We start from the raw sequence: 19850 nt of genomic DNA on the forward strand, positions 1-19850 counted from the left end.
TCTCCGCCTTAAACTACGATGTTGACCAGTTTGCCCGGCACCACGATGATCTTCTTCGGCGTGCCTTCGATGAACTTCTGCACCGCTTCGTTGGCCAGTGCGGCGGCTTCGATGGCGGCCTTGTCGGCGCCCTTCGCGACCACCACGCTGCCGCGCAGCTTGCCGTTCACCTGGATCATCATTTCGATTTCCGACTGCTCCAGCGCTGCCGGATCAACCTGCGGCCATGCCGCATCGAGGATGTCGCCGGCGTAGCCCAGCTCTTTCCACAGCACGTGGGTGATGTGCGGCGCCACTGGGTTCAGCAGGCGCAGGAAGATCGCATAACCTTCCGACGCCACGGCCGCTTCCACGTCCTTGGCCGATTCCAGGGTGTTCAGCATCTTCATGCAAGCCGATACCACGGTGTTGTACTGGATGCGCTTGACGTCGTAGTCGGCTTGCTGCAGCACCTTGTGCACTTCACGGCGCAGGGTCTTGCTGGCGTCGGTGGTGGCGGTGGCGTTCAGCGGTGCGCCTGCGGCGGCGATGGCGTCGCGCTGCGCATAGCCGAAGGCCCACACGCGGCGCAGGAAGCGGTTCGCGCCTTCCACGCCACTGCCCGACCATTCCAGCGTTTGCTCAGGCGGCGAAGCGAACATGGTGAACAGGCGCGCGGTGTCGGCGCCGTACTGCTCGATTTGCGCTTGCGGATCGATGCCGTTGTTCTTCGACTTCGACATCTTCTCGGTGCCGCCGATGTTCACGGCCTGGCCGTCGTCCTTCAGGATCGCGCCTTGCGGGCGGCCCTTGTCATCCACGGTCAGATCGACATCGGCTGGATTGAACCAGGTCTTCTTGCCGGCCGCGTCTTCGCGATAGTAGGTCTCGTTCAGCACCATGCCCTGGGTCAGCAGGTTGGTGAACGGTTCGTCGAACTTGACCAGGCCGAAGTCGCGCATCACCTTGGTCCAGAAGCGCGCGTACAGCAGGTGCAGCACGGCGTGTTCGATACCGCCGATGTACTGGTCCATCGGCATCCAGTAATCGTTGCGGGCATCGACCATCGAATCCGCGCCCGGCGAGGTATAGCGCATGTAGTACCACGACGAATCGACGAAGGTATCCATGGTGTCGGTTTCGCGGCGCGCAGGCTTGCCGCACTGCGGGCAGTCGCACTTGAGGAAGGCTTCGTACTTGTTCAGCGGGTTGCCGCTGCCGTCCGGTACGCAGTCTTCCGGCAGCACCACCGGCAGGTCTTTTTCAGGCACCGGCACCGAGCCGCAATCGGCGCAGTTGATCATCGGGATCGGCGTACCCCAGTAGCGTTGACGCGAAATGCCCCAGTCGCGCAGGCGGAAGGTGATCTTCTTCTCGCCCAGGCCTTTGGCGGCCATGTCGGCGGCCACGGCATCCACGGCTTCCGCGTAGCGCCGGCCGTCGTACTTGCCGGAGTTGGTGACGATGGAGATCTCTTTATCGCCGTACCACTCCTGCCATGCCTCGGTGGAGAATTCCTGGCCTTCGGCCTTGATCACTTGCTTGATCGGCAGATTGTATTTTTTGGCGAAGGCGAAATCGCGTTCGTCGTGCGCAGGCACGCCCATCACGGCGCCGTCGCCGTAGGTCATCAGCACGTAGTTGCCGACCCAGACTTCGACCTTGTCGCCGGTGATCGGATGGGTGACGAACAGGCCGGTCGGCATGCCCTTCTTCTCCATGGTCGCCATGTCGGCTTCGATCACCGAGCCCAGTTTGCACTCGGCGTTGAAGGCGGCCAGTTCCGGATTGGTTTGCGCGGCCAGCACGGCCAGCGGGTGCTCGGCGGCCACGGCGCAGAAGGTTACGCCCATCACGGTGTCCGGACGGGTGGTGAAGACGTACATCTTGCCGTCGCCGATCAGGGCGCCGTCGGCGTCCTTGATCTCGTGCGGGAAGGCGAAGCGCACGCCGGTCGATTTGCCGATCCAGTTCGACTGCATGATGCGCACGCGCTCAGGCCAGCCTGGCAGCTTGTCGTCGACGAAGCCGAGCAGCTCGTCGGCGTAGTCGGTGATGCGGGCGTAGTACATCGGGATTTCGCGCTTTTCAATCGGCGCGCCCGAGCGCCAGCCCTTGCCGTCGATGACCTGCTCGTTGGCCAGCACGGTCTGGTCGATCGGGTCCCAGTTCACGGTGCCGGTCTTTTTGTAGATGATGCCTTTTTCCAGCATCTTCAGGAACATCCACTGGTTCCACTTGTAGTATTCCGGCTTGCACGCGGTCATTTCACGCGACCAGTCGATGGCCAGGCCCATCAGCTCCATCTGCGAGCGCATGTGGGCGATGTTCGAGTAGGTCCACTGTGCCGGCGGCACGTTGTTGGCCATCGCCGCGTTTTCCGCAGGCATGCCGAAAGCGTCCCAGCCCATCGGCATCAGCACGTTGTAGCCGTTCATGCGCAGGTAGCGGTACATCACGTCGTTGATCGTATAGTTGCGGACGTGGCCCATGTGCAGCTTGCCCGATGGGTAAGGCAGCATGGAGCAGGCGTAGTACTTGCCTTTCGGGAAGCGCGGGTCGTTCTCGACCGCTTTGTACGCGTCGATGGCTTTCCAGTGGGATTGAGCGGCTTTTTCTACGTCGGCGGGACTATATTTATCTTGCATGATCGGTGACGGCCAATTAGTGAATATGAACCGGACATTATACCTTGAGCCACGCCAGTACGGCGCGGGCTGGCAGGCGCTTAATAGCAGGATCGGGATTATCAAAAAATCCCCCCTCGGGAGCCCGCCATGTCAGACTTGCCTGTCGCCATCGAAGCCCTGCAATCCGCCCATCCCGGGCGCGACTTCTTGCTGTTCAGCGCCGCCATCACCCGCGACGTGTTCCAGCAGCTGTCCAGGTTGATTGAAAAGGAGCAGCACAACACCGCCTGCACCGTATTTCTGACCACGCGCGGCGGCGATCCGGACGCCGCCTACCGCATCGCCCGCACGCTGCAGCAACGCTATCAGCACATCCGGATCGCGGTTCCGAGCCGCTGCAAAAGCGCCGGCACCCTGATCGTCATCGGCGCGCACGAGCTTGCCATGGGCGAGCTGGGCGAATTGGGCCCGATCGACATCCAGGTGGTCAAGCCGGCCGAGTTTCACGAGCGGGGCTCGGCGCTGGACGTGATGCAGGCGATCGAGGTGGCGGAACTGCATGTCCGTAATGTTTTTCTCAAAACATTGCGGGATTTACGGCGTGACGCGCGGCTATCCACTAAAATTGCCGGGCAACTCGCCACCAACATCGCGATGGCCGTGGCGGCGCCGCTCTACAACCAGATCTACGCCAACCGCCTCGGTGAATTGCGCCGCACCATGGAAATTTCCAAGGAATATGGCGAACGATTGAACAATTTCAGCCATTCTTTGCGCGAGGAAGCCTTGGAGACCTTATGCACGGCATACCCCTCCCATGGATTTGTCATCGACAGCAAAGAGGCCAGGGAACTTTTCCAGGATGTCCTGCCTCTAACGGTGGAGGAGTCCGCGATTTGTACGATCTTGTGGGACTTGCTCGGAGAAGAGTCAGGGGAAGCGCCTGCGTTCATCAGGCCCTCGGGAGACTGTCATGGTTGAGGCGCCAAACCTATCCTTGCTGCAAAAAATGCGAGAGAACAAGCGGACTGTTTCGCGCTGGTTTGAGCGTATGATGCAGGAAGCTAGCGAGTTCGGGGAAATGGTGCAACGCAATCAGGCGCCATCTTCTTGCGACAAAAAAAATCCCCGCGATGATGACTGGAACGTAGACGGCAGGTAATGTTTTATCGCGAATACCCTCCTCACCCGGCTTTGATGGCGCATGTCGACTGCGTCTGGGCCGCGCGCGCGCCCGCTTCGGCGCACAGGCACCGCGTGTTGCCGGACAATTGCGTCGATATTCTCTGGCAGGACGGCGGGCAGCAGGGCTTTGCCGTCGGCATGATGAGCAAAGCCATTCTCGTTGCCAGCGACCGGCCGGTGTTGACGCTGGCCGTGCGCTTCAAGCCTGGCATGGCTGGACTGTTTCTGGCCACACCGCTCAATATCCTCACCGATCAGCGCGCCGATATCGATTTACTGTGGGGCCGCAGCGATGCCGACCGGCTGGCCGATGCGCTGTGGACCAGCGACGCACCTGAGCGCACACGGCTGGCGATGATAGAGCAGGAATTGCTACGGCGGCTGCAGGCCGCATGCGGTGCGGTTGCCGGCGGAGCGGTCGCACGCGGCGCAGAGGCAGCAGGCGGCATGCCGCTGGTGCAGCGCGCGCTGCAGGCGCTCGATGGCAGCGGCGGCGCGCTGCGCGTGGAAGACCTGGCGGCACAGCTGCACGTCTCGCGCCAACACCTGGCGGCGCAGTTCCGCCAGCATGTCGGCCTGTCGCCCAAGCTGTACGCGCGCATCTGCCGCTTCCGCCGCGCCACGGCCTCGCTCCACAACGTTGCGGACTGGGCGCAACTGGCCGCCGAATGCGGCTACTTCGACCAATCCCACCTGATCCACGATTTTCAGGAACTGGCCGGCAGCACACCCGAACGATTCCATTTTTCCAATCGTCCTGCCGATTGATGTGCCAAGATGATGCTTTCACCAACTTTACGGAGTTAGCATGATCAAAGGATTGCGCACGGTAGCCTACCCGGTCCAGGACCTGGCCGCCGCCAAGGACTGGTACGCCAAAGTATTCGACACCGCCCCCTACTTCGACCAGCCGTTCTATGTCGGCTTCAACATCGGCGGCTTCGAGCTGGGCCTGATCCCGGACGGCACCTCCGGCACCACCGGCAGCATGGTCTACTGGGGCGTCGACGATATCGACGCCGAAGTGGCCCGCATCACCGGCCTCGGCGCCACCATCCACCACGCCATCCAGGACGTCGGCGAAGGCATCCGCGCGGTGGAACTGGCCGACCCGTTCGGCAACCTGCTGTGCCTGATCCTCAACCCGCACTTCGATTTAAAGGCGGTCCGCTAGCGGATGTGGGAAAATACCGCCTCAGCAAACAAAGAGGTAGTACCCATGTCCGCCAACCGACGTAATGCCAATCTCATCAAAACGCCCGAGCAAATGGTTCAGGCCCGCGTCGCCGCCCAGTTGGCGGCCGACGTGCTGACCATGATCGCTCCCCACGTCAAACCGGGCGTGACCACGGCCTACCTCGACCAGCTGTGCAACGACTACATCGTCAACGTGCAGCAGGCCATCCCGGCCAACGTCGGCTACGGCGGCTTCCCGGCCACCGTGTGCAGCTCGGTCAACCACGTGGTCTGCCACGGCATCCCGTCGGCCGACCAGGTGCTGAAGAACGGCGACATCATCAACATCGACGTGGCCGTCATCAAGGACGGCTGGCACGGCGACACCAGCCGCATGTACTACGTGGGCGAGCCTTCCAAGCCGACGCGCAAGCTGGTCGAAACCACCTACGCCGCCATGTGGGCCGGCATCCGCGCGGTCAAGCCGAAGGCGACGCTGGGCGATGTGGGCTTTGCGATCCAGACCGTGGCCGAGAAGGCCGGCTACAGCGTGGTACTCGATTATTGTGGTCACGGCATCGGCATGGTCTACCACGAAGATCCACAGGTGACGCACTACGGCCGTCCGGGCCAGGGCATGGTGCTCAAGCCGGGCATGCTGTTCACCATCGAACCAATGATCAACGCCGGCAAGGCCGCGACGAAGGAATTGAGCGACGGCTGGACGGTCGAGACGCGCGACAAATCCTTGTCGGCGCAGTGGGAACACATGGTGCACGTGACTGAAACCGGCTTTGAGGTGCTGACGCTGGCGCCGGGCGAAACCGGCTCCAAGTCCAACATCCCCAACGCCACGCCGGCCGGCGCGGAAGAGATCAGCGCAGGCTGAGTTTCAGGGCCGGCTTTTCGCCGTAGTCTTCGTAGCGCTCGTTGATGCCGGCCACGCAGTAGGTGATTTCTTCCACGATGTCGGGGACGGCGGCCTTCATGGCCTCGGCGTCCTTGATGACGATTTCCAGCACTTCGTTCGGTTTCAGGCGGAATTTGCTCATGCCGTCTTCATCGCGCAGGTAGCTCAGGCAGTCCACCCATGCATCCATGGTGTTGCCGTAGGAATCCGGAAAGCCCATCGCGGCTTTGCACTCGGCGTGAAAATCGTTGAAATCCTTGATGGCGGCGCCATTCAGTTCTGCGGTTGCCATTATTTTTTCTCCTGGGGATCTGTGACGAAGCCCAATTTTGTTAGTCCGTTGCTCTGCGCCGCCGCCATCACCTGGGCCACCACTTCGTAGCGGGTGTCCTTGTCGGCGCGCAGTTGCAGTTCCGGTTGCGGGTTCAGCTTGGCCGCTTCGAGCAGGCGCGATTCCAGCGCCTCGCGTTCGACCGGATCGTTATTCCAGAATATCTTGCCCTTGCCGTCGATCGACAGCGTGACCGTGGCCGCCGGCGCCGAGGGCGCGGCCGGTGCTTGCGCCTTGGGCAGCTCCAGCTGCACCGAGCCGGTGAACATCGGCGCGGCCAGAATGAAGATCACCAACAGCACCAGCATCACGTCCACCATGGGCGTGACGTTGATGTCGGCCATCGGGCCGGGATTGCGGTGGTGATTGAATGCGCCGAAGGCCATGGCTTACTTCTTCGTCAGGTACGCGTGCAGGTCGTGTGCGAATGCGTCCAGCTCCGCCAGGGTCAGGCGGTTGACGCGGTTGAAACCATTGTAGGCCAGGACGGCGGGAATGGCGACTGTCAGGCCGATGGCCGTCATCACCAGCGCCTCGCCCACCGGGCCGGCCACTTTATCGATCTGCACCGTGCCATGCGAGGACACATTGGCCAGCGCATGGTAAATGCCCCACACGGTGCCGAGCAAACCGACGAACGGCGCGGTGGCGCCGATCGAGGCCAGCAGCGTCAGGCCGCCTTCGAGGCGATTGGTGGAATGCTGGATGGCGCCGCGCAGCACGCGCGTGACCTGCGCCGCGCGGTCCATCTCGCCGCCCAGCGACGGATGGTCGGCAGGCTTCAGCTGCGTCGCGCCTTGCTGCGCCAGCGGCAGGAAAATCTTTTCGGGGTCGGCCAGCGTCAGCAGGGCCACGCCATCGGGCATGGTCGGCGCATCCCAGAACGCCTGCACGGCAGGCGCGCTGCGGCGCACGCGCCAGGCGGCGAACGCCTTAGCCAGGATGAAGAACCAGCTCACCAGCGACATCGCCAGCAGCACAAACGCAACCGCGTGGCTGATGGCATCGCCCTGCTCCCAGAAACGGGTCAGGGTGAATTGGCTGGCGGCGGGATTCATTGGTCGTTCAGATCTTTCAGGCCGAGCACGTCGTACATGTCGAACAGGCCGGTCGGCTTGTCGGCCAGGAAGCGGCAGGCGCGCAGGGCGCCGTGGGCGTAGGTGACGCGGCTGCTGGATTTGTGGCTGATCTCGATGCGCTCGCCGATGCCGGCGAACAGCACGGTGTGGTCGCCGACGATGTCGCCGCCACGGATGGTGGCAAAGCCGATCGACGATGGATCGCGCTCGCCGGTCACGCCTTCGCGCGCGAACACGCCGCACTCTTTCAAATCGCGGCCCAGCGCATCGGCGATCACCTCGCCCATTTTCAGCGCGGTGCCCGACGGCGCATCGACCTTGAAGCGGTGGTGGGCTTCGATCACTTCGATATCGTAGCCGGTCGACAGCGCCTTGGCGGCCTGCTCCAGCAGCTTCATGGTGACGTTGACGCCGACCGAGAAGTTAGGCGAGAACACGATCGCGGTTTTTTGCGCCGCTGCGGCGATGGCGGCCTTGCCGGCGTCGTCGAACCCGGTGGTGCCGATCACCAGCTTGATGCCGTGCTCGGCGCAATATTTCAGGTGTTCGAGCGAGGCTTCCGGACGGGTGAAATCGATCAGGAACTGCGCGCCGGCCAGGCCCTTGGCGAATTCCGACTCCACCGGCACGCCGGCCGGCTTGCCGAGGAAGGCGGCGGCGTCGGTCTGCTCCGAACCGGCGCGGTCCAGTGCGCCGGACAGGCGGGCGTCGCCGGCGTTCTGCACGGCTTCGATCAGGATGCGGCCCATGCGGCCGCCGGCGCCGGCGATGGCGATGTTCAATTCGGTCATGCTCAAATCCTTGTTATTTCTTGTCGTTGCTGATCGTCACGCCCACCGGCGAAGCGGCGGCCGGGTTGTCGCTGCCCGATGGCAGCGGCGCGGTCGGCGCCGGCTTGGACAGTGCCGCCTCGGTGGCCGCTTCCTTCTTCAGGTTTGGCGCCGGGCCGGCGATGCGGGCGATGTATTCCTTCTCGGTCGGCAGATTGCCGCCTTCCCAGCGCTCGACCTTGCCGTCCTTGTCGAAGAACACGATCACGCGGCTGGTGGTGGTTTCGCCGCTGCCCTTGGCCAGGCGGAAAGCATAATCCCAGCGGTTGGCGTGGAAGGGATCGGCCAGCAGCGCGGTGCCGAAGATGAAGCGGACCTGGTCCTGCGTCATGCCGACTTTCAGCTGCGCCAGCATTTCTTCCGACACGAAGTTACCTTGCTGAATGTCCGGACGGTAAGGCGACAGGAACCACATGAAGCGTTGCAGCTTGGTGATGGTGGTCGTTTGCGCGCCCTTGCTGGCGTCCAGCGTCGGTTCGCTGTCTTTCACTTCGGTCGATTTCTCGCCCAGCGTGGTTTTGGTCGCGCAACCGCCCAGCGCCAGCGCTACGCACACGGCAGCGGCCACGGGAGTGAAACGGTGCAACAAAGACTGCGAAAAAGCCTGGGTGACGCGCATAAAAGTCCTCAATCTGGTCCAGCGTAAGTGCCGAAAAACGCTATATCATAAAGCACCCGGTGCGGGATGGGGCAAATCTTTGCAACTGTAAAATTCCCACGAGAAACTTATGCCGGCTCGCAATTAGGTGCGGCGGGAGTCGGAGTACGTTAAACTAGCGGCTAGCTAATCGCCAACTACACAAAGAGTCTCCATCATGGGTAACAATCCTGCCGATCTGAAGGCCAGCGGCCTGAAAGCCACGCTGCCACGCATCAAAATCCTGGACATCTTCCAGAACAGCGAAGTGCGCCACCTGACCGCCGAGGATGTCTACAAGATCCTGCTGTCCGAAAACATGGACGTGGGCCTGGCCACGGTCTACCGCGTGCTGACCCAGTTCGAGCAGGCCGGCCTGCTGAACCGCAACCACTTCGAGACGGGCAAGGCCATCTTCGAGCTGAACGCCGGTTCGCACCACGACCACCTGGTGTGCGCCGACTGCGGCCGCGTGGAAGAGTTCTACGACGAAGCGATCGAAGAGCGCCAGCACGCCATCGCCAAGGAGCGCGGCTTCAAGATCGCCGAGCACGCGCTGGCCATCTACGGCAACTGCATCAAAACCGCCTGCCCGCACCGCCCGTAAGCGGCGGGATTTAATTATGGCTGAGCGCGTTCGATAGCAGCTTGGCCGTGATGTCGACGATCGGGATCACCCGTTCGTAAGCCATGCGCGTTGGGCCGATCACGCCCAGCGTGCCGACGATCTTGCCGTTGGCCGTGTACGGCGCGGTGACCACGCTCATCTCGTCCATCGGCACCAGGCTCGATTCCCCACCGATATAAATCTGCACGCCGCTGGCCTTGCTCGAGACATCGAGCAGCTGCATCAGGCCGGTCTTTTGCTCGAACATGTCGAACATCTGGCGCAGCGAACTCATGTTCGAGGACAGGTCGCTCACCGACAGCAGGTTGCGCTCGCCCGAAATCACCATGTTGTCGCTGTTGTCGTTCATCGCCTCGCTGCCGGCCTCCACCGCCACCTGCATCAGGCGACCCATGTCGTCGCGCAGCTGGCGCAGCTCGCTTTGCAGGCGCGTATGCACTTCGTCGAACGCCAGCCCGCCGTAATTCTGGTTGATGTAGTTGGCCGACTGCACCAGCTGCGAGGGGCTGTAGTCGACATCGGTCAGCAGCAGGCGGTTTTGCACGTCGCCGTTGGGCGCCACGATCACCAGCAGGATGCGCTTTTCGCCCAGGCGCAGGAATTCGATCTGCTGGAACACCAGCTCGCGGCGCGGACTCAGCACCACGCCGGCGAACTGCGACAGCGACGACAGCATCTGCGCCGCGTTGGTGATCATCTTCTGCGGCTGCGGCGACTGCAGGCGCGCGCCCATCGACTGTTCGTCCATGGTCTGCACCGTTAGCAGCGTGTCGACAAAGATGCGGTAGCCGCGCGGCGTCGGCACCCGGCCTGCCGAGGTGTGCGGACTGGCCACGTAGCCGAGCTCCTCCAGGTCCGCCATGATGTTGCGGATGGTGGCCGGCGACAGGTCCAGTCCGGAAATCTTGGAGAGCGCGCGCGAGCCCACCGGCTGGCCATCGGCGATATAGCGCTCCACCAGGGCCTTGAGCAAAGTTTGTGCGCGTGTATCGAGTTGCATACTAAGTATCAGTGGTTGCAGAGGGTGAAGATGTCCTTATTATGCACGTCTATCCCCCATCTGCCCACGTATCCATTCCAGTAGTTCATCAAAAGTCGCGCAAATAGCGTCCGGCGTGACGCCGGCCTCCAGATGGGCGCGACTGCCGTGGCGGTTCATCCAGACCGCGCGCAAGCCGGCCGCCTGCGCGCCCTGCACGTCCAGCCGCAGGTCGTCGCCGACGTAGACCGCGTCGGCCGGCGCCACGCCCATGGCGGCGCAGGCGGCGTGGAAGATGGCCGGGTCCGGCTTGGCGCTGCCGAACTGCGACGACGACAAGGCGTATTCGAAATGGTGGTTCATGCCGATGACTTCAAGATCGGCGTTGCCGTTGGTGATCACGCCCAGTCGCAGCATGCCCTGCAGCAGCGGCAGCACTGGCAGCACGTCGGCATACGGCGCCACCAGGTTGCGCTGCACGGCGAAGTGCTGCATCGAGCCTTCGATGTGGGCCGGGTCCTCGCCGGTTTCGGCAAATACCTCGGCCAGCGCCTCGCGCCGCAGCTGGTACAGGTCGGCGACCAGCTCGGGCCGGCGCTCCAGCAGCGCCATGCGGCGCACCCGCAGCTCGGCCACGCTGAACGCCTGCGCCACCTTGGGCGCGCGCTCGGCCAGCCAGGCATGCCAGCTGACTTCGGCAGCCATGATGACCGGGCCGATCGGCCACAGGGTATCGTCCAGATCGAACAGCAAGGCGAGGGGGCGGCGGGAAGTCATGGCAAATGCACACTAGTAAGTAAAAGGTAAGCCCATGGTAACATCACGATTATCCCGCTGGAGATCCCGTGCTGTTATCCATCCTGAGACGCGGGGCTCTGCCCCTGCTGCTGGCCGGCTGCGCCGCTACCAATACCGCGCCGCCGCCGGACTTCACCTCGTACGTGGTGATGGGCGAATACGGCGCCGCCGTGGCGCGCGTACTGATCGACGCTCCTACCTGCCCCGAGATCGTACTCGACCAGCGCCCCCAGCCGATGACGCTGCGCGCGCCGGCCGCCACCATTGCCCTGCGCACCACGCCGTTTGCCCCGGCCGATTCCAAGCCCGCCGAATTCCCGTTGCTGACCTGCGAAGCGACGCTGCCGGCCGGCACCGCCAGCGCCCGCGTGCTGGGCCGCACCCTGCCGCTGCCGAAAGCGGAGCCGCAGCGCATCGTGGTCATCGGCGACACCGGCTGCCGCCTGCAGAAAAGCAGCAACAGCTACCAGGCCTGCAACGATCGCGAACAATATCCGTTCGCCACCGTCGCCAGACAGGCCGCCGCCTGGAAGCCGGACCTGGTGATCCATGTGGGCGACTACCACTACCGCGAAAACGCCTGCCCGGAAGGCAATGCCGGATGCGCCGGCAGCCCCTGGGGCTATGGCTGGGACGCCTGGGACGAGGATTTCTTCGCGCCCGGCGCCAAACTGCTGGACGCCGCGCCCTGGATCATGGCGCGCGGCAACCACGAAAGCTGCCTGCGCGGCGGCCAGGGCTACTGGCGCTTCCTCGATCCGCGCCCGCTGCTCAAGGGCCGCGACTGCAACGCCGCAGCCGACGACGCCACCGGCAACTACAGCGATCCCTACGCCGTCCCCATCGGCCAGGACACCCAGCTGCTGGTGCTCGACACCGCCAACACCAGCTGGAAAGGCCTGAAACCGGGCGACCTGGCCTACGATAAGTACCGCGAGCTGTACCGCAAGCTGGACGCCCTGGCCCAGCGCGCGCCGCACAATATCGGCATCTCGCACCACCCGCTGCTGGGCATGGGCGCCGACCGCAAGCCGGACGGCAGCATCGTGCTGTTGCCGGGCGACGCCGGCCTGCAGGCGGCGCTGGGCTCGCTCAATCCACAGCTGTTCCCGCCGTCGGTGCAGGCCATGCTGTCGGGCCACGTGCACTTGTGGCAGCAAGTCAGCTTCTCCAGTCCGCATCCGAGCCAGTTCATCGCCGGTTTTTCCGGCACCTCGGAAGACACGGTGCCGCTGCCGGAGCGGCTGCCGCCGGGCGTGACGCCGGCGCCGGGCGCGCTGGTCGAGCACTTCAGCTCCTGGGTGGACGGCTTCGGCTACATGACCATGGAGCGGCGCGGCGCCGGGCAATGGCTGGTGGAAGTGCACGACCTGCAAGGCCAGGTGCGCAACCGCTGCCGCCTGGACGGCCGCCGCTCGCAATGCGACGTGGCGCAGGTTAACTAAACGGCAAGAACACATGCTGTTACATCTACGCTTGCATGCATTGAGGCCTGCGCGTTGGCAAATGCACTAAAATACGCCGCACAAGTGTAATATGCTGCCTCCCGTGCGTGCTGCCGGGCCCTATTCGTTTTGGAGAGAGAGTTTTATGAAAAGTTCGTATCTGCGTGCGGGTGTTGCCCTGCTGACTGCTGTCATCCTCAGCGCCTGCGGCGGCAATAACGGCAATCTCGGCCTGCAAGGTCAGATCGTTTACAACGGTCCGGTCAAGTCGGGACTGGTATTGATCAACAATGGCAACGGCGAAAAGCTGACCATTGAAACCGGCGCCACCTATTTCGCCTTTACCAAGCTGCTCGGCAGCGACGAAGGCTTCGACGTGCAGATCGCCACCAGCCCTACCGGCGCCGAATGCAAGGCCACCAACAACTCCGGCAAGGCCAATGCCTACAACATTTACGTCACCGTGACCTGCACCGCCAATCCATACGTGCTGGGCGGCACCGTCAAGGGCCTGAGCGGCACCGGCCTGGTCCTGGCCAACGGTTCCGATACCGTCGCCGTGCTGCCGCCGGCTACCGCAGGCGCCGATCTCAGCTTCAAGTTCCCGACCCAGGTGGCCAACGGCGCCCTGTACGGCGGCACCGTGCTGACCCAGCCTGCCGGCCAGACCTGCGCCTTCGATACTGCGCTGAACCCGGGCACCATGCCGAATGCCAACCAGCTCGCCCTGGTTGTCAACTGCACCAACAACTAAGCCGCCGGCCGTTTAATCTTTGGAGAACTACATGAAATTTTCGTACCTGAGCGCCGCTGCGGCGCTGGCCATGGCGGCCGCACTGGCAGCGTGTGGCGGCAAGGCGCAATTCGCGGTGCAGGGCGCCGTGGTCAACCTCAACAATAGCGGCCTGGTCCTGGCCAACGGCGGCGACACTGTCACGGTGCCATCGGGCGCCACCAGTTTTACATTCCCGAAACAAATCGACTACGGCACCGACTACAACATCACCATCCAGAAGCAGCCGGACCACATGAACTGCGGCATCTCCGGCGCCACCGGTTCGGCCGGCCATACCATCACCATCCAGGCCGTGGTCAGCTGCGCGCAGAACGCCTACACTCTGGGCGGCCAGTTCACCGGCCTGACGGCAGCGGCCGACGGCACCGCCCGCACCATCACCGTGCTGAACGGTTCGAACAGTGCGATCACGCTGACCAGCGCGAGCGCCACCAACGGCGCCGGCGACTTCTCCTTCGGCACCGTGCCGGACGGCACGTCCTACGGCGTAACGGTGGTGGTGGACCCGGCCATGGGCTTGAACTGCAGCATCGCCAACGGCATCGGCGTGATGCACGAGGTGGCCGTCAGCAATCTGCTGGTGACCTGCGTACCGAAGTAATCAGCAATGCGCCGCTACGGCGGCGCGGTAGTGGAGTGAGATATTCAGAATCGAAATAATTGATATCTGAAAAATAAAGTGGCGTGATATGCCGCGACGCAGCATACTTCACTTGTCTCCTCCACTTCTTGCAAAGGAATTGGATTTAGCCCGCCACCTTGGCGGGCTTTTTTTTGACTTTACTTCAGCAGATTGGTCAGGGCGACGTACTGGGTCAGGCCGACGGTTTCAGGACGGTCGGTGGGGTTGATGCCGGCGGCGATGATCTGTTCTTCCGTGAACATGCCGGCCAGGCAGTTGCGGATCACCTTGCGGCGCTGGGAGAAGGCTTTCAGCACTACCGCCTCCAGCTTCTCGCCATCGCACGGCAGCGGATTGGCCACCGGGATCATGCGCACGATGGCCGAGTCCACGCGCGGCGGCGGGTCGAACGCTTCCGGCGGCACCACGAACAGCAGCGACATGTCGTAGCGCCATTGCAGCATCACCGACAGGCGGCCGTAGACCTTGCTGCCCGGCTCGGCCACCATGCGCTCCACCACCTCTTTTTGCAGCATGAAGTGCTGGTCCTGCACCAGCGGCGCAAACGTCGCCAGGTGGAACAGCAGCGGACTGGAGATGTTGTACGGCAGGTTGCCGACGATGCGCAGCTTCTGCCCTTCCGGCACCGGGATGGTGCCGAAGTCGAACTTCAGCGCGTCGCCGGAATGCACGGTCAGCTTGTTGCGCGGGTAGGCTTTTTCCAGGCGGGTGACCAGGTCGCGGTCCAGCTCGACCACGTGCATATGCTTCAGCGAGCGCAGCAGTTGGTCGGTCATGGCCGCCAGGCCGGGGCCGATTTCGACCATGGCGTCGCCGTCCTGCGGGTCGATGGCGGCGGTGATGCTGCCCAGCACATGCTGGTCATGCAGGAAGTTTTGGCCGAAGCGTTTGCGGGCTACGTGTTTCATGATTGTTCTTTTAAGGTGAATTGATGGCGTTGGCCATGGCCAGCGCCGTGTCGATCGCTTGTTCCATGCTGCCGCAGTCGGCTTTGCCCAGGCCTTGCGCGGCCAGGTCCAGCGCTGTGCCGTGGTCGACCGAGGTGCGGATCAGCGGCAGGCCCAGCGTGATGTTGACGCCCTGGCCGAAGGTGGCGTACTTGAGCACCGGCAGGCCCTGGTCGTGGTACATGGCCAGCACGCAGTCGGCATCCTTCAGGTACTTGGGCTGGAACAAGGTGTCGGCCGGATACGGGCCGCGCGCATCGATGCCGCGCGCCTGCGCCGCTTCGATGGCCGGCGTGATGGTGTCGATTTCCTCGCGCCCCAGGTAGCCGCCCTCGCCCGCGTGCGGGTTCAGGCCGCAGACCAGGATGCGCGGCGCGGCGATGCCGAACTTGGCGCGCAGGTCGGCGTGGATGATGTCCAGCACGCGCGCCAGGCCGTCCCGGCTCAGCGCCGCCGCCACGTCCTTCAGCGGCAGGTGGGTGGTGGCCAGCGCCACGCGCAGTTGCTCTCCGTTAGCTTGCGGCCCGGCCAGCAGCATCACCACCTGCGGCGTGCCGGTCTGGTCGGCGAAGTATTCGGTATGGCCGGAGAACTTCACGCCGGCGTCGTTGATGGTGCTCTTTTGCAGCGGCGCGGTGACCACCGCTTCGAACCAGCCCGCCCGCACGCCTTCGATGGCGGCGTCCAGCGTGTCGAGCACGGCGCGGCCGTTGTTCTTGTCGAGCTTGCCCGGCACCACGTGCGCGCCCAGCGGCACGTCGATCACGCTGATGCGGTCGGCGCCGAAATGCGGCAGGCCGCCGTTGCGCACCGCCATCAGCGACAGCGCGGACAGCTTGATCTCCGGGTCGATATCGTGGGCGATCATGGCCAGGAAGGCGGCGTCGCCCAGCAGCACGCAATTGACGTCGCGCCGCCGCGCCCACGCCGCGCGGATCGAGATTTCCGGACCGATGCCGGCCGGCTCGCCGACCGTGACCGCAATAGCGGGGCGCACTCCCGGGCGCCGTTTGGTTGAAGTGGCGCTCACTCGTGCTCCCCTTTCTGCTTACTTGTTGGCGTTGCTGTTGGCCGCTTTGTCTTCTTCGTTGCGGTACTCGACGTAGGCGCGGTCGCGCACTTCACGCTGCCAGCTCTCGGTCGCTTCTTCCATCTTGCGCTCGCGCAGGGCCTGGCGCGCATTGTTGCGCTCGCGCTCTTTCGAGACGTCGTCGCTCTTGCGCTCCAGCACCTCGATCAGGTGCAGGCCGAAGCTGGTTTCCACCGGCTGGCTCACTTCGCCGATCTTCAGGTTGTTCATGGCCGCTTCGAATTCCGGCATGGTGTCGCCCGGATACAGCCAGCCCAGGTCGCCACCCTTGGCGGCCGAGCCGTCGTTCGACACCAGGCGCGCCAGGTCTTCGAACTTGGCGGCGTTGTTGTCCAGGCGTTCCTTCAGTTCCAGCAGCTTGCGCTTGGCGTCGGCCGCGCTCATGGCCGGCGTCACCTTGATCAGGATGTGGCGGGCATGGGTTTGCTGCACGGCGGCCACGGCTTGCGCCTCGGCCAGGCTGCGGCGGTCCACCGCCTTCAGGATGTGGAAGGCGCCGGTGCTCTTGATGATGGGCGTGACCTGGCCGGCTTTCAGCTTGGTCAGCGCTTCGGCAAACACCGGCGGCAGGCGCTCGGGCTGGCGCCAGCCGACCGCGCCGCCTTGCAGCGCGTCGCTGGCGTCCGAATAGGTGGCGGCCATCTTGGCAAAGTCGGCGCCGGTGCGCAGCTGGCGCATCACTTCCTCGGCGCGCGCACGGCGCTGGGCGATCACTTCGGCGGTGGCGTTGTCCGGAATGCGGACCATGATTTGCGCGATATTGATTTCGAACTGCTCGGCGGCGGCGGCCTTTTCGGCGGCCAGGAAGCTGTCCACTTCGGCGTCGGAAATCTGGATCTTGGCGTCGACTTCATGCTCGCGCAGTCGCTGCATGATGATTTCCTCGCGGATCTCCTCGCGGAAGGCGGCGTACGGCGTGCCATCCTTTTCCATCTGGTTGCGGAACTGCTGGACGTTCATCTTCTGCGCTTCGGCGATGCGGCCGATGGCGCGGTCGAGCTGCAGGTCGTCCACGCGCACGCCCATGTCCTTGGCCATCTGCAGCTGCGAGCGCTCGACGATCATGCGTTCGAGCAGCTGGCGGCGCAGGTCGGCGTCCGACGGCATCTGCGCGTTCTGCGCCTTCATGCGGGCGGTCACGGACTTGATGCGGTTGACCAGCTCGCGCTGGGTGATGACTTCATCGTTGACCACCACGGCGATCGAGTCGACCTCCACGTTCCCCGATTCACCCGGCGGCAGGAAACCGGCGCCTTCTTTTTTCGCGGCCGGCTTGGCCGGTGCGGCAGCGGCGGCCGGCGCGGCGGCGACCACTGGCGCGGCGGCCGGTTCGGCTTTCTTCTTCGACGAGAACAGGCTACAACCGCTGAGCGCGGCCGTGCACAACAGGACTGCGAGGAGTTTCATCTGGTACTTACTGGCATTACGCATGTTAAGAACGCTCAAGAGGTGTAAAAAAGTCAAAAAGCGCCGGGGCGGAAATGCCCGGCGGACGCCAAGTGTACATCGAGTTAGCGGCCATAGCCCTCATTCAGGCGTTGATAACCCGGGATACTGGTTTTCATCGCCTCCAGCGGGCTGCCGACGCCGAGGTGCGACAGGCCGTTCAGTTCCAGCTGGAAGAAGACCTGGGTCGAGGTCTTGGTCGCGGTGGTCACGAAACGCTGCGCGCCGGTGCGGAACACCCAGCAGTCGGCGTTGTATTCGAGGCCGAGCAGGCTTTCCAGGATTTTCTTGTCCTGCATCGAGTAACTGATGCGGCCCACGCCGTACCAGCGCTGGAAGATCGGCCACTGGCTCGACAGCTCGACGTTCTTGAAGCTGTTGCGCAGGTAGCGGTAGCCCAGGTTGAGCACCTTCTTGGCGCCCGGCGTCCACTGCGCGGTATAGCTTTGCGACACGATGCGGCTCTGGCTCGGGTTGTACTGCACCGCGCTGTCGACGCCCCAGGTGTCGGAAATGCGGCCGCCGGCGGCCAGCAGGATGTCCGAGTGCGCGTCCACCACCGGGGTCGACGAATCGAGCTGCACCTTCTGGTCGCGGAAGTAGAAGCGCTGGCCGAACGCCAGGCGCAAGGCCTCGGCGCCGTTGGCGTCGAGGAAGCGCGAGGTCAGCGCGGCGGTCAGCTGGTTGGCGTCGCCGATGCGGTCCGAACCGATGAAGCGGTTTTCGCTGAAGATCTGCGCGAAGTTGAAGGTGGCCGCGTCGGTGTCGAAGGTCGGGAACTTGCTCTGGTCGCGGTACGGCGTGTTCACGTAGAACAGGCGCGGCTCCAGCGTCTGCGTCATTTCCTTGCCGCCGAACTTGATGTCGCGCTCGAACACCAGGCCGGTGTCGAGCGACAGCGTCGGCACCGTGCGCGACAGGTTCTCGGCCTTCTGCGCGCCGGACGCCTCCAGCTGGTAGCTGGCCATGTTGACCATGACCTTGGGCGTGATGAAATAGCTCGGCCCGACGATCGGATAGCTGAGCTGCGGAATCGCCACCAGGCGCGTGCCGTTGATGCGGGTCGGGTGGTAGAAGCGGGTCAGCTCGGAGTCGAAGGCCCAGTCGAAGCCGCCGGCCACGTCGTACTGCGCGGCGTGGAAGTTCACCGCCGGCAGACGGTCGTACGGGCGCGTCACGGTCAGCGACGAATCGGTCGCCGATTCCGGGTCTTGCAGCACCTGGTACTTCTGCACGCGCGCGGTCAGGGTCCAGAAATCGCCATGGTAGTCGGTGCGCAGTTCGCGCAGCAGCTGACGCTCGGTCGAGCTCGACACCGTCTTGGAGAAATCATTCGGGTAGTTGTTGTCCGAGGCGGCGCGGAAGCTCCAGCTGTAGACCCAGTCCGGCGTCAGGTCCTGCACGTGGGTGGAGCGGATCATCCAGCGGTCGCTCTTGATATCCGGGTTGGCCTTGGCGTACTCGCGGTCGTGCGGCAAGTATTCGAGATAGGTGTCGCCCTTGTACAGGCCGCCGTCGGTCTCGCCCAGGTAGCGTCCCAGCGCGCCGATCTGCAGGCCGCGGTTGCCGATGATTTTCGGGTACAGCGTCAAGTCGCGGTTCGGCGCGATGTTGAAGTAATACGGCACCACCAGTTCCGCGCCGTTCTTCGAGCCGAAGCCCGGCGTCGGCGACAGCCAGCCCGACCGGCGCGCGCCCGACAGCGAGAACGACAGCGCGGGCGTGCCGATGATGGGCACGTCCTTGAAATAGATCAGCGTCTTGCCGGCGGTGCCGACGTCGCGGCCGGAATCGAGGTTCAGCGTGTCCGACTTCAGGTACCAGTCCGGGTCCGCGCTCTGGCAGGTGCTGTAGGTGCCGTTGATGACCACGGCCTCGTCTTCGTTGACGAAGTTCAGGCGTTCGGCCTTGCCGCGCGCCTGGTTGGCTTCCAGCGTGTAGGTCGGGTTGAGCATATAGCCCTTGCCGGTGTCCATGTTCAGCTTGAGCTCGTCGCCGGTGAAATAGTCGCCGAAACGCCAGATCTTCACATCGCCCTTGGCCTCGACTTCATTCTCCACCTGGCGATAGCAGGCGGTGTCGGCCTTGACCTTGGTCTTGTCCTTGATCAGTTCCGCATCGCGCTCCAGCGTCAGTTCGCGCTCCGGGCGGCCGCCGATGTCCTCCGCCTTGAGGATGGTGACGGCGTTCTTGTCTTCCACGCGCGCGGCGCGTTGTTTGGGGGGCGTTTGGGCGTGCGACGGCAACGCCGACACAGTGAAGATAGCGGACAGGGCATACGCCAAGCGCTGCGGTTTGGGCATGCGACTCATGAAAAGAAG

The 19850-nt window shown here is 63.8% G+C and carries 21 protein-coding genes; 9 read left to right on the top strand and 12 right to left on the bottom strand.

What is annotated here, in order from left to right; genetic code table 11:
- Positions 1-8: 8 nt before the first annotated feature.
- Positions 9-2627: a leucine--tRNA ligase gene (leuS, locus tag ACXZ1M_RS11105; RefSeq protein WP_459053218.1), complete on the bottom strand. Its 2619-nt coding sequence runs from the start codon at positions 2625-2627 to the stop codon at positions 9-11.
- Positions 2628-2756: 129 nt separating this feature from the next.
- Here leuS and ACXZ1M_RS11110 point away from each other — a divergent pair, with 129 nt between their 5' ends.
- The 5 genes from ACXZ1M_RS11110 to map are packed head-to-tail and all read left to right on the top strand — an operon-like array spanning position 2757 to position 5859.
- The gene (locus ACXZ1M_RS11110; RefSeq protein WP_459053219.1) at positions 2757-3590 is read left to right on the top strand and encodes a Clp protease/crotonase-like domain-containing protein; all 834 of its coding nucleotides are present in this window, start codon (positions 2757-2759) and stop codon (positions 3588-3590) included.
- Positions 3583-3771, top strand: coding sequence for a hypothetical protein (locus ACXZ1M_RS11115; protein WP_459053220.1), 189 nt, complete (start codon positions 3583-3585; stop codon positions 3769-3771). Before ACXZ1M_RS11110 ends, ACXZ1M_RS11115 begins: the two co-directional genes overlap by 8 nt.
- Complete coding sequence (locus ACXZ1M_RS11120; protein ID WP_459053221.1) at positions 3771-4562, top strand: DUF6597 domain-containing transcriptional factor; 792 nt, start codon at positions 3771-3773, stop codon at positions 4560-4562. Before ACXZ1M_RS11115 ends, ACXZ1M_RS11120 begins: the two co-directional genes overlap by 1 nt.
- 40 nt (positions 4563-4602) lie before the next feature.
- Entirely contained in the window at positions 4603-4968 is a 366-nt protein-coding gene (locus tag ACXZ1M_RS11125; protein WP_459053222.1) for a VOC family protein, read from the top strand.
- 45 nt (positions 4969-5013) lie between these two features.
- Positions 5014-5859, top strand: a complete 846-nt coding sequence (gene map, locus ACXZ1M_RS11130; protein ID WP_459053223.1) for a type I methionyl aminopeptidase — start codon at positions 5014-5016, stop codon at positions 5857-5859.
- Here map and ACXZ1M_RS11135 read toward each other — a convergent pair.
- Genes ACXZ1M_RS11135 through ACXZ1M_RS11155 form a run of 5 tightly spaced genes read right to left on the bottom strand, consistent with a single transcriptional unit; the run spans position 5846 to position 8739 of the window.
- Positions 5846-6172: a barstar family protein gene (locus ACXZ1M_RS11135; RefSeq protein ID WP_459053224.1), complete on the bottom strand. Its 327-nt coding sequence runs from the start codon at positions 6170-6172 to the stop codon at positions 5846-5848. The two genes, map and ACXZ1M_RS11135, sit on opposite strands and share 14 nt — an antisense overlap.
- Positions 6172-6597, bottom strand: coding sequence for an ExbD/TolR family protein (locus ACXZ1M_RS11140; RefSeq protein ID WP_459053225.1), 426 nt, complete (start codon positions 6595-6597; stop codon positions 6172-6174). The genes ACXZ1M_RS11135 and ACXZ1M_RS11140 overlap by 1 nt, the downstream gene beginning before the upstream one ends.
- A 3-nt stretch (positions 6598-6600) precedes the next feature.
- Complete coding sequence (locus ACXZ1M_RS11145) at positions 6601-7269, bottom strand: MotA/TolQ/ExbB proton channel family protein (RefSeq protein WP_459053226.1); 669 nt, start codon at positions 7267-7269, stop codon at positions 6601-6603.
- The gene (gene dapB / locus ACXZ1M_RS11150) at positions 7266-8081 is read right to left on the bottom strand and encodes a 4-hydroxy-tetrahydrodipicolinate reductase (protein WP_459053227.1); all 816 of its coding nucleotides are present in this window, start codon (positions 8079-8081) and stop codon (positions 7266-7268) included. The genes ACXZ1M_RS11145 and dapB overlap by 4 nt, the downstream gene beginning before the upstream one ends.
- Before the next feature lie 13 nt (positions 8082-8094).
- On the bottom strand, positions 8095-8739 hold the full coding sequence (locus tag ACXZ1M_RS11155) for an outer membrane protein assembly factor BamE (RefSeq protein WP_459053228.1): 645 nt from the start codon (positions 8737-8739) through the stop codon (positions 8095-8097).
- Positions 8740-8935: 196 nt separating this feature from the next.
- Between ACXZ1M_RS11155 and fur the strand changes: the two genes are divergently transcribed.
- Positions 8936-9364, top strand: coding sequence for a ferric iron uptake transcriptional regulator (gene fur / locus ACXZ1M_RS11160; RefSeq protein ID WP_459053229.1), 429 nt, complete (start codon positions 8936-8938; stop codon positions 9362-9364).
- Positions 9365-9374: 10 nt separating this feature from the next.
- Here fur and hrcA read toward each other — a convergent pair whose 3' ends face one another.
- Together hrcA and ACXZ1M_RS11170 are read right to left on the bottom strand one after the other, a co-directional pair.
- On the bottom strand, positions 9375-10385 hold the full coding sequence (gene hrcA, locus ACXZ1M_RS11165; RefSeq protein ID WP_459053230.1) for a heat-inducible transcriptional repressor HrcA: 1011 nt from the start codon (positions 10383-10385) through the stop codon (positions 9375-9377).
- A 39-nt stretch (positions 10386-10424) separates the two neighbouring features.
- Complete coding sequence (locus ACXZ1M_RS11170; RefSeq protein ID WP_459053231.1) at positions 10425-11141, bottom strand: HAD family hydrolase; 717 nt, start codon at positions 11139-11141, stop codon at positions 10425-10427.
- A gap of 68 nt (positions 11142-11209) precedes the next feature.
- Between ACXZ1M_RS11170 and ACXZ1M_RS11175 the strand changes: the two genes are divergently transcribed.
- The 3 genes from ACXZ1M_RS11175 (at position 11210) to ACXZ1M_RS11185 (ending at position 14004) form a co-directional block, all read left to right on the top strand.
- Complete coding sequence (locus tag ACXZ1M_RS11175; protein WP_459053232.1) at positions 11210-12607, top strand: metallophosphoesterase family protein; 1398 nt, start codon at positions 11210-11212, stop codon at positions 12605-12607.
- 145 nt (positions 12608-12752) lie between these two features.
- Positions 12753-13361 (top strand): hypothetical protein, encoded by a 609-nt coding sequence (locus ACXZ1M_RS11180; RefSeq protein WP_459053233.1) that lies wholly within the window; start codon positions 12753-12755, stop codon positions 13359-13361.
- A gap of 31 nt (positions 13362-13392) precedes the next feature.
- Positions 13393-14004 carry a hypothetical protein gene (locus tag ACXZ1M_RS11185; RefSeq protein ID WP_459053234.1) on the top strand — a complete coding sequence of 204 codons (612 nt, stop codon included), beginning with the start codon at positions 13393-13395 and terminating at the stop codon, positions 14002-14004.
- A gap of 179 nt (positions 14005-14183) precedes the next feature.
- Here ACXZ1M_RS11185 and rsmA read toward each other — a convergent pair whose 3' ends face one another.
- The 4 genes from rsmA to ACXZ1M_RS11205 all read right to left on the bottom strand — a co-directional run bounded on the left by rsmA (position 14184) and on the right by ACXZ1M_RS11205 (position 19841).
- Positions 14184-14954, bottom strand: a complete 771-nt coding sequence (gene rsmA, locus ACXZ1M_RS11190) for a 16S rRNA (adenine(1518)-N(6)/adenine(1519)-N(6))-dimethyltransferase RsmA (RefSeq protein WP_459053235.1) — start codon at positions 14952-14954, stop codon at positions 14184-14186.
- 10 nt (positions 14955-14964) lie between these two features.
- Entirely contained in the window at positions 14965-15990 is a 1026-nt protein-coding gene (pdxA, locus tag ACXZ1M_RS11195; protein WP_459053236.1) for a 4-hydroxythreonine-4-phosphate dehydrogenase PdxA, read from the bottom strand.
- Between the two features lie 51 nt (positions 15991-16041).
- Positions 16042-17490 (bottom strand): peptidylprolyl isomerase, encoded by a 1449-nt coding sequence (locus ACXZ1M_RS11200; protein ID WP_459053237.1) that lies wholly within the window; start codon positions 17488-17490, stop codon positions 16042-16044.
- Positions 17491-17594: 104 nt separating this feature from the next.
- On the bottom strand, positions 17595-19841 hold the full coding sequence (locus ACXZ1M_RS11205) for an LPS-assembly protein LptD (protein ID WP_459053238.1): 2247 nt from the start codon (positions 19839-19841) through the stop codon (positions 17595-17597).
- Positions 19842-19850: the final 9 nt, after the last annotated feature.

The sequence above is a fragment of the Duganella paludis genome (assembly GCF_054461335.1).

Bases quoted from the DNA above. Each gene is read 5' to 3' on its own strand.
- ACXZ1M_RS11155 (WP_459053228.1), bottom strand. From the start codon at position 8,739: ATGCGCGTCACCCAGGCTTTTTCGCAGTCTTTGTTGCACCGTTTCACT.
- ACXZ1M_RS11185 (WP_459053234.1), top strand. From the start codon at position 13,393: ATGAAATTTTCGTACCTGAGCGCCGCTGCGGCGCTGGCCATGGCGGCC.
- ACXZ1M_RS11110 (WP_459053219.1), top strand. From the start codon at position 2,757: ATGTCAGACTTGCCTGTCGCCATCGAAGCCCTGCAATCCGCCCATCCC.
- map (WP_459053223.1), top strand. From the start codon at position 5,014: ATGTCCGCCAACCGACGTAATGCCAATCTCATCAAAACGCCCGAGCAA.
- dapB (WP_459053227.1), bottom strand. From the start codon at position 8,081: ATGACCGAATTGAACATCGCCATCGCCGGCGCCGGCGGCCGCATGGGC.
- leuS (WP_459053218.1), bottom strand. From the start codon at position 2,627: ATGCAAGATAAATATAGTCCCGCCGACGTAGAAAAAGCCGCTCAATCC.
- ACXZ1M_RS11205 (WP_459053238.1), bottom strand. From the start codon at position 19,841: ATGAGTCGCATGCCCAAACCGCAGCGCTTGGCGTATGCCCTGTCCGCT.
- ACXZ1M_RS11140 (WP_459053225.1), bottom strand. From the start codon at position 6,597: ATGGCCTTCGGCGCATTCAATCACCACCGCAATCCCGGCCCGATGGCC.
- ACXZ1M_RS11200 (WP_459053237.1), bottom strand. From the start codon at position 17,490: ATGAAACTCCTCGCAGTCCTGTTGTGCACGGCCGCGCTCAGCGGTTGT.
- ACXZ1M_RS11120 (WP_459053221.1), top strand. From the start codon at position 3,771: ATGTTTTATCGCGAATACCCTCCTCACCCGGCTTTGATGGCGCATGTC.
- ACXZ1M_RS11180 (WP_459053233.1), top strand. From the start codon at position 12,753: ATGAAAAGTTCGTATCTGCGTGCGGGTGTTGCCCTGCTGACTGCTGTC.
- ACXZ1M_RS11170 (WP_459053231.1), bottom strand. From the start codon at position 11,141: ATGACTTCCCGCCGCCCCCTCGCCTTGCTGTTCGATCTGGACGATACC.
- hrcA (WP_459053230.1), bottom strand. From the start codon at position 10,385: ATGCAACTCGATACACGCGCACAAACTTTGCTCAAGGCCCTGGTGGAG.
- ACXZ1M_RS11125 (WP_459053222.1), top strand. From the start codon at position 4,603: ATGATCAAAGGATTGCGCACGGTAGCCTACCCGGTCCAGGACCTGGCC.
- ACXZ1M_RS11115 (WP_459053220.1), top strand. From the start codon at position 3,583: ATGGTTGAGGCGCCAAACCTATCCTTGCTGCAAAAAATGCGAGAGAAC.
- fur (WP_459053229.1), top strand. From the start codon at position 8,936: ATGGGTAACAATCCTGCCGATCTGAAGGCCAGCGGCCTGAAAGCCACG.
- rsmA (WP_459053235.1), bottom strand. From the start codon at position 14,954: ATGAAACACGTAGCCCGCAAACGCTTCGGCCAAAACTTCCTGCATGAC.
- ACXZ1M_RS11135 (WP_459053224.1), bottom strand. From the start codon at position 6,172: ATGGCAACCGCAGAACTGAATGGCGCCGCCATCAAGGATTTCAACGAT.
- ACXZ1M_RS11145 (WP_459053226.1), bottom strand. From the start codon at position 7,269: ATGAATCCCGCCGCCAGCCAATTCACCCTGACCCGTTTCTGGGAGCAG.